Raw genomic sequence first — 11,566 nt, 5'->3', positions numbered from 1 at the left:
GTCGCAAGGGCTCCTCGCAATGACGGGGAGATAGTCGGAAATCGGGTGGCGGCGGGGGCGGCGTATTGCGAGAGTCGTAGCCATGACAGCAACAGCACGCAAATCAGCCCCTAAGCTATCCGTCGACATTGCCTCCCACGTCGACACCCTCGACTGGCCGCAGATCACCACCGAACTCGACAGCCAGGGCTGCGCCGTGCTCAAGGGCCTGCTGACGCCGGACCAATGCCGCGCCGTCGCCGCGCTCTATTCAGACGACGCGCACTTCCGTAGCCGCATCGTCATGGGCCGCCACGGCTTTGGCCGCGGCGAGTACAAATATTTCTCCTATCCGCTTCCCGACTTGATCGCGCAGATGCGCCCCGCGCTCTATGCGCATCTTCAGGGCGTCGCCAACCGCTGGAACGAGGCGATGGGGATCGACATCCGCTATCCCGCCGCGCACACAGCTTTCCTGAAGCGCTGCCACGAGGCCGGCCAGAGCCGGCCGACGCCGCTGCTGCTGCAATATGAGGCCGGCGACTACAATTGCCTGCATCAGGATCTCTATGGCGAGCATGTGTTCCCGATCCAGGTCGCGATCCTGCTGTCAGAGCCTGGACGCGATTTCACCGGCGGCGAGTTCGTGCTGACCGAGCAGCGGCCGCGCATGCAGTCCCGCGCCGAGGTGGTGCCGCTGGCGCAGGGCGACGCCGTCGCCTTCGCCGTGCATCACCGACCGGTGCAGGGGACACGCGGCACCTACCGCGTTAATCTCCGCCATGGCGTCAGCCGTATCAGGTCCGGGCAGCGCCACACGCTGGGTGTGATTTTTCATGATGCCAAATGAGCGCTGCGATTGACGGGTGATCTGTTCGACAGCGTCGCCGAGGCGCAGCCATCGCGCGAGGAGATCGCCGACGGCGCCGTGTTGCTGCGCGGCTTCGTCAAGCCGATCGAGAGCGAGCTGATCGAAGCCGTGCGCGCCATCGTGGCGCAATCGCCGTTCCGGCGCATGACGACGCCCGGCGGCTACCAGATGTCGGTGGCCATGACCAATTGCGGCGAGCGCGGCTGGATCACCGATCACACCGGCTATCGCTACGATCCGATCGATCCGCGAACCGGCGCGCTTTGGCCGGCGATGCCGCCTGTGTTCCGGGCTCTCGCCCGCCGCGCGGCGGAGCAGGGCGGTTTCAAAGACTTCGCGCCCGATGCCTGCCTCGTCAACCGCTACGACCCCGGCACGCGGCTGTCGCTGCATCAGGACAAGGACGAGCTCGACTATTCGGCCCCGATCGTCTCGGTCTCGCTTGGCCTGCCCGCGACCTTCCTGTTCGGCGGCCTGGCGCGCAGCGACAAGCCGCGCCGCTTCCGCCTGGTGCATGGCGACGTCGTGGTCTGGGGCGGGGCTAGCAGGCTCGCTTATCACGGCGTCGCGCCGCTCGCCGACGGCGAACATGCGCTGCTCGGGCGGAAGCGGATCAATTTGACCTTCCGCAGGACGCGCTGATCTTCCTTCTCCCGCAAGGGACGAAAGGAACGCAGAAACGACGATGCTTCGTCTACGGCTTCGGCGGGTGAATGAACGCCCACGGACTGACTTCGGAGTCCCGCGTCACCTCGACGGAGATCAGATAGGGCCCGCCATGGGCGAGCGCCTTCTCCATCGCCGCCTTGAACTGGTCCGGTGCAGTGACGCGCGCCGCCGCAACGCCGAAGGATTCCGCGAGCTTGACGAAATCGGGATTGACCAGATCGGAGGCCACCACGCGGCCGTCAAAGCGTTCGCGCTGGTCGCGGCGCACATTGCCGTAGGCGTTGTTGTTGAATACCAGCGTCACCACGCCGATGTTGAACTGCACGGCGGTCGAGAGCTCCTGCACGCCGAACATGAAGCCGCCGTCGCCGGTGATCGCCACCACCGGCTTGTCGGGGTTGGCGACCTTGGCGCCAAGCGCAGTCGGAAAGCCGGAGCCGAGCGTGCCCTGATAGCCTGACGTGATGAAGGTGCGCGGCTGGTAGACCGGAAAGCCGTACCAGGAGGCGAAGCCGAACTGCGACAATTCATCTGTCACGATCGCATTTGCCGGCAGCACCTCGCGCAGGATGTTGAGATACGCCATCTGCGGCTGGATGCGCTGGATTTCCTGTTGCGCGGTTGCGGTGGCCTCGCGGATGTCTCCGCGCCGGCCGCGGCTACTCGCATAGCCGGCCTTCTTCACGGCTGCGACGAGATCGGCCGTGCCGGCCCTGGCGTCGGCGACGATAGCGGCATCGCAGGCGAGCCGGCGCATCTCGGCCGGATCGATATCGATCCGAATGGATTTCAGTCCCTTCGGCTGATAGGGCCAGCGAAAGCCCGAGGCCGGCAGCTCCGCGCGGGTGCCGATTGCGATCATCAAATCGGTCGTGGGCCACAGCTTGTAGGCGGCTGCCATGGTGAGCCCGAGCTCGTGCGCATTGGAGACGATGCCGCGGCCGCTGCGGAAGGCAACGACGGGCGCATCGATCATCTCGGCGAGTTCTAGGATCTCCTCGCGCGCCTCGATCGCGCCGCTGCCGACGAAGATCATCGGCGCCTTGCTGGTCTTGATCAGCGCGGCAGCCTGCTTGATCAGGTCAGGATCAGGCTGCGGCGCCGGCAGCGGTTCCAGCACCTGTGCGGCCGCGGTGTCGGCGCGCTGGGTGAAGACGTCCCAGGGCATCTCGACAGAAGCAGGCCCGCGTCGGCCGGAGGTCATCTCCTGAAACGCGCGCGCGACGACCGTCGGCGCATTGCCGGAATATTCGATGCGATCGGCCCATTTCACAAAGCTGCGGACGGTCGCGAGCTGATCCGGCATCTCGTGCAGATGGCCGCGGCCCTTGCCCAAAAATTGTGTCGGCACCTGGCCGGTGACGCAGAGCACCGGCTCGTTGCAGCCGAAGGCGGTGAGCAGGGCCGCGCTGGCGTTGAGCACGCCGGGGCCGGGCACTACGCTGAACACACCGGGCCTGCCGCTGGAGCGCGCATAGCCGAACGCCATGTAGCCGCAGGCCTGCTCGTGCCGCGCGCCGATCACCTTGAGCTGGGACTGATGGAAGGCGTCAAACAGGCCGTAGACCTGTGCGCCGGGCAGGCCGAATACGGTGTCGACGCCATGGGCGACCAGGCCGCTTACGATCGCTTCGCCGCCGGTGAGGGTGGTCATGGTGCTATTCCACTTCGAGTGTTGTCCAGGCTTCATCGACGACGCAGTTGCGGAAGCTTGCGATGCCCTCCGCTTCGACGTCGATCATGTTCCCAAATGCGAGTGTGGCAAAGATCGAGATGTCGCTGCCAGGGCAGGGAATGGAAACGTCAGCCGGGCTGCGCCTCCGCTTTCAGGGCGTCATGGATGTTGTTGCGCTTCCAGCTCGTGTCCTTGTCGTTGATCTGTATGTCGAACGACAAGGCAAACTTGCTGGCCGCGAAGACGGGATCGAGATGTCTTGAAAGCGCCTGGAAGACGTGCTCGCCGGCTTTCTGACGCGTCTTGAGATCGCGGCCCTCGCCGATGCGCAGCACCATGTCGAGGAAGCCGTACTCCTGCCGTGCGTCCGCGATCGCGTAATGCTCGCACCTGACGGCGCGAACGCGGATGCCGCCGAGCGGGAAGATGCCGGTCTCGACCGCCGCCTTGCGCACGACTTCGCATACCAGGCCCATGTCGAGGCGGCCATCGAGATTGGCCGAATATTCGATCGTGAAATGCGGCATCGCGGTTTCACTCCCTGTCTTATTGTTCGCCTAAGCGAAGTAGCAGCTCACCGAGCCGTAGGCGCCATAGTCGGCCTGAATTGTGTCGCCCTTGCGGGTCTCGATCGGGCGGATGAAGGAGCCGGCGAGCACGACCTGTCCGGGCTCCAGCGCTAGCCCAAGCGGCGCGATCTTGTTGGCGAGCCAGGCTACCGCTGTTGCGGGGTGATTGAGCACGCCGGCGGCAAGACCGGTTTCCTCGAGCTGGCCGTTCTTGAAGCAGAGCGCGCCGATCCAACGCAAATCGGCCTCCAGCGGCCGGATCGGCCGACCGCCGAGCACGATGCCGGCATTAGCCGCATTGTCGGCGATGGTGTCGAAAATCTTTCGCGTCGCCTTGGTCTTGGCATCGACGCGCTCGATCCGCGTGTCCAAAATCTCCAGCGCCGGCACCACGAAGTCGGTGGCATTGAGCACGTCGAACATCGTGCAGTCTGGTCCTGAAAGGCGCTTGCACATGACGAAGGCGAGCTCGGCTTCGACCCGCGTTGCGATGAAGCGCTCGGTCGGAATGATCCCGCCGTCGGCAAAGAACATGTCGTCGAGCAGCACGCCGGAATCCGGCTCGTCGATATTGAGCGCGCTCTGCATCGCCTTCGAGGTCAGGCCGATCTTGTGGCCTTTCACGATGCGTCCCTCGGCGATCTTGAGATCGACCCAGGCCTTCTGAATCGCGTAAGCGTCAGCGATGGTGATCTCGGGAAAATCCTGCGAGAGCTGCCGGATCTGCGTGCGGGTCTTCTCCGCCTGGTGCAGACGCCTCGCGCAAGCTTGGATATCGTCGTTGGAAAGCGCCATTTGTGATCTTACAAATCGTGGTGCCCGGAGATAGTTAACATGTTAAGTGAATGCGTCAAACACAAATTGGGCTTGCTGCACTGCAAACATTTTGCGGCTTGAAAGGGCGTCATGACGAAGAAATCCGCTGATCCCGCCAACGGAAGCGCGCCTGTCGCGCGGCAGGTGCCAATGCGCGACTTCTCGCGCTCGCTGCCGATGTCATTGCTACGGGCGCGCGAGGCGGTGATGCGGCAATTCCGCCCCTCGCTGCGCGAGCACGGCTTGACCGAGCAGCAATGGCGCATCTTGCGCGCGCTCGCAGCCATCGAGGCGGTCGAGGTCACGGAACTCGCACGCACGGCGTTCCTGCTCGGGCCGAGCCTGTCGCGCATCCTGCGCGACCTCGAAGCCCGCAACCTGATCGAGCGCAAGACCGCGAAGGCGGACCAGCGTCGCAGCATGGTCTCGATCTCGAAAGAGGGCGTGAAGCTGATGGCCTCCGTGGCGCCGACGTCGGAGGCGATCTATGCCGAGATCACGCGACGCTTTGGCGCCCGCAAGCTCGCCGAGTTGCAGGACATGCTCGGCGAGCTCGAGCAGAGTCTCGCAAGCCTCGGCGCCGGCGATGAGGCAAGTGCCGAGGAGTGAAAGCAGATATGCGCGAGCGCGCGACAACAGTCATGGACATGGCCGCGTTTTTTCGCTCAAAGTGGCCCAAGCCGATCGCTAGAAAGTCGGCGCCGGGACGGATGGCGCCCCTCTTGTCGGATGACATCTTGCGTCATCGCGAGCGTAGCGCGGCGATCGAGTTCGCGGTAATAACGGCATCGCCTTGTCGCGGCGCTCGTCATGGTGACGACGGTCTAAACAACAAAGAAGGAAGGCAACGTGGCGAACAAAGTTAAGGAAACCTGGAAGTCGGGCAAGGCCGTGGTCAATGGTTGGCTCGCGATTCCCTCCGGCTTCTCGGCCGAGATGATCGCGCAATGCGGCTTCGACAGCGTCACCGTCGACATGCAACACGGCGTGCAGGACTATCTGTCGATGGTCCAGTGCTTCCAGGCCATGGACAAGCATCCGATCACGCCGATGGTCCGCGTGCCCTGGAACGAGCCCGGCATCATCGGCAAGGTGCTCGACGGCGGCGCCTATGGCGTGATCTGCCCCATGGTCAACACGCCGCAGGAAGCCAGGAACCTCGTCTCCTATTCGAAATATCCGCCGAAGGGCGTTCGCTCCAACGGTCCGATCCGCGCCGGCATGTACGGCACCGCAGGCTCCTATCAGAAGACGGCCAACGACGAGATCGTGCTGCTGCCGATGATGGAGACGAGGACCGCGGTCGAGAACATGGAAGCGATCCTCGATGTCGAAGGCATCGACGGCGTCTATATCGGCCCGTCCGATCTCGGCTTCTCCTACGGCCTCGAGCCCAAGCTCGACCGCAGCGAGCCGGAGATCCTCGCGATCTACGAGAAGATCATCAAGGAGTGCGGCAAGCGCGGCCTCAACCCGGGCATCCATTGCAGCGGCGCCGAAGGCGCAGCGCGCGCCATCAACATGGGCTTCAAGCTGGTGACGCTCTCGAACGAGGTCGGCCTGATGACGACCTACGCGAAGATGCAAGTGAATGCGACCCGCAAGGATTCCGGCGGGAAGGCGTAAGCCACGTCACGTGTCCCGGACGCGGCGCAGCACAAAGTGATGCGCCGCAGAGCCGGGACCCAGTTGCCGACATCACGCATGGGCCCCGCACCGCTACCGCGCTGCGCTGCGTCCGGGGCACGATACATTGAAGACCGAAGGAGACACCCATGACCATCAGCCCCGTCATCCGCCTGCATCCCGATGATGGCGTGGTGATCGCGCGCGCGAGCCTGCCGCCCGGAACGGTGGTCGCCGATGGCGTGACCACGGTCGACCGCATTCCCTCCGGCCATAAGGTCGCGATCAAGCCGATCGCATTGGGCGAGCCGGTCAAGCGCTACGGCCAGATCATCGGCTTTGCCACCCAAGCTATTGCGCCGGGCCAGCATGTGCACACGCAGAACTGCGGCATGGGCGACTTCGCCAAGGACTATGCCTATTGCGCCGACGTCAAGCCGACGCCGAACTTCGACCTGCCGGCGACCTTCGAGGGCATCCGCCGCCCGAACGGCCGCGTCGCCACGCGCAACTATATCGGCATCCTCACCTCGGTGAATTGCAGCGCGCATGTCGCGAGCCTCGTCGCCGACGTCTTCAAGAAGAATCCCTTCACCGGCGACAATCCGCTGGCCGACTTCCCCAATGTCGATGGCGTGGTCGCGCTGACCCACAAGACCGGTTGCGGCATGACGCAGAACGAGCCTCTGGCGCTGCTCCGCCGCACGCTCGGCGGCTATGCGCGGCACGTCAATTTCTCCCACGTCATCGTGCTCGGCCTCGGCTGCGAGGTGAACCAGATCGGCGGCCTGATGGAGGAGCAGAAGCTCGCCGGCCGCTTGCGCGCGATGGACATTCAGGAGGTCGGCGGCACCCGCAAGGCGGTCGAAGCAGGCATCGCCTTCGTGCGCGAGGCGCTCGCTGATGCCAACAAGGTGAAGCGCGAAACGGTGCCGGCAAGCGAGCTCACCGTGGCCCTGCAATGCGGCGGCTCGGACGGTTATTCCGGCGTGTCTGCCAATCCGGCATTGGGTGCGGCGAGCGATCTCATCGTTCGTCACGGCGGCACCGTGATCCTCTCGGAGACGCCCGAGACCTACGGCGCCGAGCATCTGCTCACGCGCCGCGCCGTCAGCCGCGAGGTCGGCGAGAAGCTGGTCGATCTGATGCGCTGGTGGGACGCGTATACCGAGCGCGAAGGCGCCGAGATGAACGCCAATCCAAGCCCCGGCAACAAGGCCGGCGGCCTCACCACCATCCTGGAAAAGTCGCTCGGCGCGATGGCGAAGGCCGGCACCACCAATCTCGTCGAGGTGCTGCGCTACGCCGAGCCCGTCACCAAGAAGGGTTTCGTGTTCATGGACACGCCCGGCTACGATCCGGTCGCAGCAACCGGCCAAGTGGCAGGCGGCGCCAATCTCGTCTGCTTCACCACAGGCCGCGGCAGCGTGTTCGGCTGCAAGCCGGCGCCATCAATCAAGCTTGCCACCAACACGCCCATGTACAAGCGCATGGAAGAGGACATGGACGTCAATTGCGGCACCATCCTCGAAGGCGAGGAGAGCGTCGAGAGTTGCGGCGAGCGCATATTCGAACTCATTTTGAAGACCGCGTCCGGCCAGCGGACGAAGAGTGAGAACTTCGACTTCGGGGGCGCCGAGTTCGCGCCGTGGGTGCTGGGTGCGACGATGTGATCGCGCGCGGCGCCGACGCACTCAGCGACGTAACGCTTTCCCCAATCACCGCCGTCGTCCCGGACAAGCGCGCCCCAAGGCGCGCGCCGATCCGGGACCTATAACCACAGGCAGTGGTTGGTTGCGACCTGACAATTGCCAGCCTTCGCCAAACGACCTCCTGTGGTTATGGGTCCCGGATCGGCGCTCCGCTCCGGGCAACGCCGCGCGTTGGCCGGAGCTCTGCTTGTCCGGGACGACGTGCGTGGGAAGAGCGCGGCGCAGCCACAATCTCCGTCATCGTCCCGACGAAGCCGGGACGACCGGGATACTTCCTAGGCACGGTCTGCCCGTTGTTAGTGCTTGATCGCACCCACATCAGGTGTTCTGCTCAAAAAAGCTGCCGGAGCACCGCACCCCGTGTCGATCTACGTCGCATTACACCACGTCACGCACTACAAATACGACCGCCCGATCGATCTCGGCCCGCAGACCATCCGCCTGCGCCCGGCGCCGCATACGCGCACGCCGATCCTGAGCTATTCGCTCAAGGTCACGCCATCCAATCATTTCGTGAACTGGCAGCAGGACCCGCAAGGCAACTGGCTCGCCCGCTATGTCTTTCCGGAGAAGACGACCGAGCTGAAATTCGAGGTCGATTTCACGACGCAGATGACCGTGGTCAATCCGTTCGACTTCTTCGTCGAGCCCTATGCCGACAGTTTTCCGTTCGACTATCCGAAGGATCTGAAGACGGAGCTTGCGCCGTATCTCGAGACCATCAAACCCGATCGTCTGTTTGCGAAATATCTCGATACGATCCCGCACGAAGCGGCGAACACCGTCAACTTTCTGGTCGAGCTCAATCGTGAGCTCCAGAAGAAGATCCGCTACATCATCCGCATGGAGCCGGGCGTGCAGACGCCGGAGGAGACGCTCGCCTCGGGCGCCGGCTCGTGCCGGGACTCCGCCTGGCTCTTGATCCAGACGCTGCGCCATCTCGGGCTCGCCGCGCGCTTCGTCTCCGGCTATCTCGTCCAGATCCGTCCCGACATCGATCCGATCGAGGGACCGCCGGAAGTGGAGAACGATTTCACCGATCTGCACGCCTGGGCCGAGGTCTATCTGCCGGGCGCCGGCTGGATCGGTTTTGACGCGACCTCCGGCATGCTGGCGGGCGAGGGCCACATCCCGGTTGCGGCGACGCCGCACTATCGCTCGGCCGCGCCGATCTCCGGGGGCGCCGGCTTTGCCGAGGTCGAGTTCGCCTTCGACATGAGCGTGAAGCGCATCCGCGAGGCGCCGCGCATCACAAAGCCGTTCTCCGACGAGGCCTGGGCGCGGCTCAACGATCTCGGCGAGCAGGTCGACGGCGATCTTGCCGCACAGGACGTGCGGCTCACCATGGGCGGCGAGCCGACCTTCGTCTCGGTCGACGACCTCGAGGCAGGCGAGTGGAATACGGAAGCCGTCGGCCCGACCAAGCGCGGGCTCGCCGACGACCTGATCCGCCGCCTGCGCACGCGCTTCGCGCCGGGCGGGCTGCTGCATTACGGCCAGGGCAAATGGTATCCGGGCGAGAGCCTGCCGCGCTGGGCCTTCGGCCTGTACTGGCGCAAGGACGGCGTGCCGATCTGGAAGAACGCCGACCTCATCGCCAAGATCGAAAATCCCCGCCGCGCCGAGGTGAAGGATGCCGAGATCTTCATGGAAGGCACGGCGGCGCGGCTCGGCCTCGATCCCGGTTACATCATGCCGGCCTATGAGGACACCGCGTACTGGCTGCAGAAGGAAGCCGAGCTTCCCATCAACGTCGATCCGTCCGATTCCAAATTAGCTGATCCAGAAGCCCGCGCGCGCATGGCGCGGGTGTTCGATGATGGTCTCAACACGCCGCGCGGCTTCGTGCTGCCCGTGCAGCGCTGGAACGCGCCGCCGCGCTGGCGGAGCGAGCGCTGGCAGCTCCGGCGCAATCATCTGTTCCTGGTGCCGGGCGATTCACCGCTGGGCTTGCGCTTGCCGATCGGCTCGCTCGGCTACGTCCCGCCCAACCAATATCCCTATATCGTCGAGCAGGACCCGATGGAGGCGAGGGAGAAGCTGCCGGTGTTCACGCTCGCCGCGCGTCCGGAATCGCCGCCGCCGGCCGCACCCGAGCATCTCAACACGTCGGTTCCGGTGCGCACCGCGATGTCGGTCGAAGTCCGCGACGGCGTGCTCTGCGCTTTCATGCCACCGGTCGAGCGCATCGAGGATTATCTGGAGCTGGTCGCCGTGCTCGAAGCCATGGCCGAGGAGATGCAGCTCCAGGTCCACGTCGAAGGCTACCCGCCGCCGTTCGATCCACGGATCGAGGTTATCAAGGTGACGCCCGATCCTGGTGTCATCGAGATCAACATCCAGCCGGCCAAGAGCTGGCACGATGCGGTCGACATCACCACCGGTCTCTACGAGGATGCTGCAAAGGGGCGGCTCGGCGCCAACCGCTTCCTGGTCGACGGCCGCCACACCGGCACCGGCGGCGGCAATCACGTCGTAGTCGGCGGCTCCTCACCGCAGGATTCGCCGTTCCTGCGGCGGCCCGATCTCTTGAAGAGCCTCGTGCTGTACTGGCAGCGGCATCCGTCGCTGTCCTATTTCTTCTCCGGCCTGTTCATCGGCCCGACCAGCCAGGCGCCGCGCATCGACGAAGCCCGTCACGACAGCATTTACGAGCTCGAGATCGCGCTCTCGCATGTGCCGCCGCCGGGCACCCAGACGCCGCTGTGGCTGGTGGACCGCCTGTTCCGGCATCTGCTGGTCGATATCACCGGCAACACCCACCGCGCCGAGATCTGCATCGACAAGCTCTATTCGCCCGAAGGCCCCACCGGCCGCCTCGGCCTCGTCGAATTCCGCGCGCTCGAAATGCCGCCCGATCCGCGCATGTCGCTGGCGCAGCAGCTCCTGATCCGCGCGCTGATCGCAAAATTCTGGCGCGAGCCGCAGGCCGGCAAGTTCGTGCGCTGGGGCACCGCGCTGCACGACCGCTACATGCTGCCGCATTTCATCTGGGACGATTTTCAGGACGTGCTCACCGAGCTGAAGCAGTTCGGTTATCCCTTCGAGCCGGAATGGTATCTGGCTCAGCTCGAATTCCGTTTCCCCGCCTTCGGCCGGGTCCATCATGGCGGCGTGACGTTGGAGCTGCGCCAGGCGCTGGAGCCCTGGCACGTGCTCGGCGAGGAGGGCTCGGCCGGCGGCACGGTGCGCTATGTCGACTCATCGGTCGAGCGGCTTCAGGTCAAGGCCGAGGGCTTCGTCGAGGGCCGCCACATCGTCACCTGCAACGGCCGCCGGCTGCCGATGACATCGACCGGCCGCTCGACTGAAGCCGTGGCCGGCGTCCGCTTCAAGGCCTGGCAGCCGGCCTCCGGCCTGCACCCGACCATCCCGGTCCACGCACCCCTGACCTTCGACCTGATCGACACCTGGAACGGCCGCTCGCTCGGCGGCTGCGTCTATCACGTCGCCCATCCCGGCGGGCGCAACTACGACACCAAGCCGGTCAACACCTATGAGGCCGAGGCGCGGCGGCTGGCGCGCTTCCAGGACCACGGCCATACGCCGGGCCCGGTCCAGCCGCCGCCCGAGGAACGCACAAATGAGTTTCCGCTGACCCTCGACTTGCGGACCCCGCTCCTGCAATGAGTATGATGGTGGGGCAGGG

Annotated in this window: 9 protein-coding genes; 6 read left to right on the top strand and 3 right to left on the bottom strand. The window is 65.0% G+C overall.

What is annotated here, in order from left to right:
* Positions 1-82 precede the first annotated feature (82 nt).
* Positions 83-829, top strand: coding sequence for a 2OG-Fe(II) oxygenase (locus CWO91_RS00905; protein WP_130211844.1), 747 nt, complete (start codon positions 83-85; stop codon positions 827-829).
* A gap of 9 nt (positions 830-838) precedes the next feature.
* Entirely contained in the window at positions 839-1,492 is a 654-nt protein-coding gene (alkB, locus tag CWO91_RS00900; RefSeq protein WP_130211843.1) for a DNA oxidative demethylase AlkB, read from the top strand.
* A 52-nt stretch (positions 1,493-1,544) separates the two neighbouring features.
* Here alkB and CWO91_RS00895 read toward each other — a convergent pair whose 3' ends face one another.
* The 3 genes from CWO91_RS00895 to hpaH form a co-directional block, all read right to left on the bottom strand.
* Complete coding sequence (locus tag CWO91_RS00895) at positions 1,545-3,173, bottom strand: thiamine pyrophosphate-dependent enzyme (protein ID WP_130211842.1); 1,629 nt, start codon at positions 3,171-3,173, stop codon at positions 1,545-1,547.
* A 149-nt stretch (positions 3,174-3,322) separates the two neighbouring features.
* Positions 3,323-3,721: a 5-carboxymethyl-2-hydroxymuconate Delta-isomerase gene (locus CWO91_RS00890; protein WP_130211841.1), complete on the bottom strand. Its 399-nt coding sequence runs from the start codon at positions 3,719-3,721 to the stop codon at positions 3,323-3,325.
* A 30-nt stretch (positions 3,722-3,751) separates the two neighbouring features.
* Positions 3,752-4,558 (bottom strand): 2-oxo-hept-4-ene-1,7-dioate hydratase, encoded by an 807-nt coding sequence (gene hpaH, locus CWO91_RS00885; RefSeq protein ID WP_130211840.1) that lies wholly within the window; start codon positions 4,556-4,558, stop codon positions 3,752-3,754.
* A 111-nt stretch (positions 4,559-4,669) separates the two neighbouring features.
* Between hpaH and hpaR the strand changes: the two genes are divergently transcribed.
* The 4 genes from hpaR to CWO91_RS00865 all read left to right on the top strand — a co-directional run bounded on the left by hpaR (position 4,670) and on the right by CWO91_RS00865 (position 11,547).
* Positions 4,670-5,188, top strand: coding sequence for a homoprotocatechuate degradation operon regulator HpaR (gene hpaR, locus CWO91_RS00880; RefSeq protein WP_130211839.1), 519 nt, complete (start codon positions 4,670-4,672; stop codon positions 5,186-5,188).
* 240 nt (positions 5,189-5,428) lie between these two features.
* Positions 5,429-6,205 carry an HpcH/HpaI aldolase family protein gene (locus tag CWO91_RS00875; RefSeq protein ID WP_130211838.1) on the top strand — a complete coding sequence of 259 codons (777 nt, stop codon included), beginning with the start codon at positions 5,429-5,431 and terminating at the stop codon, positions 6,203-6,205.
* Positions 6,206-6,354: 149 nt separating this feature from the next.
* Positions 6,355-7,878, top strand: coding sequence for a UxaA family hydrolase (locus CWO91_RS00870; RefSeq protein ID WP_130211837.1), 1,524 nt, complete (start codon positions 6,355-6,357; stop codon positions 7,876-7,878).
* Between the two features lie 399 nt (positions 7,879-8,277).
* On the top strand, positions 8,278-11,547 hold the full coding sequence (locus tag CWO91_RS00865) for a DUF2126 domain-containing protein (RefSeq protein WP_130211836.1): 3,270 nt from the start codon (positions 8,278-8,280) through the stop codon (positions 11,545-11,547).
* Positions 11,548-11,566: the final 19 nt, after the last annotated feature.

It is taken from the genome of Bradyrhizobium genosp. SA-3, assembly GCF_004212635.1.
In the GTDB taxonomy this organism is placed as follows: Bacteria; Pseudomonadota; Alphaproteobacteria; order Rhizobiales; family Xanthobacteraceae; genus Bradyrhizobium.
The sequence above is the reverse complement of the archived record's forward strand: the minus strand, read 5'-3'. Positions and strand labels throughout refer to the sequence as shown.

Bases quoted from the DNA above. Each gene is read 5' to 3' on its own strand.
- CWO91_RS00890 (WP_130211841.1), bottom strand. From the start codon at position 3,721: ATGCCGCATTTCACGATCGAATATTCGGCCAATCTCGATGGCCGCCTC.
- hpaR (WP_130211839.1), top strand. From the start codon at position 4,670: ATGACGAAGAAATCCGCTGATCCCGCCAACGGAAGCGCGCCTGTCGCG.
- CWO91_RS00895 (WP_130211842.1), bottom strand. From the start codon at position 3,173: ATGACCACCCTCACCGGCGGCGAAGCGATCGTAAGCGGCCTGGTCGCC.
- CWO91_RS00870 (WP_130211837.1), top strand. From the start codon at position 6,355: ATGACCATCAGCCCCGTCATCCGCCTGCATCCCGATGATGGCGTGGTG.
- hpaH (WP_130211840.1), bottom strand. From the start codon at position 4,558: ATGGCGCTTTCCAACGACGATATCCAAGCTTGCGCGAGGCGTCTGCAC.
- CWO91_RS00905 (WP_130211844.1), top strand. From the start codon at position 83: ATGACAGCAACAGCACGCAAATCAGCCCCTAAGCTATCCGTCGACATT.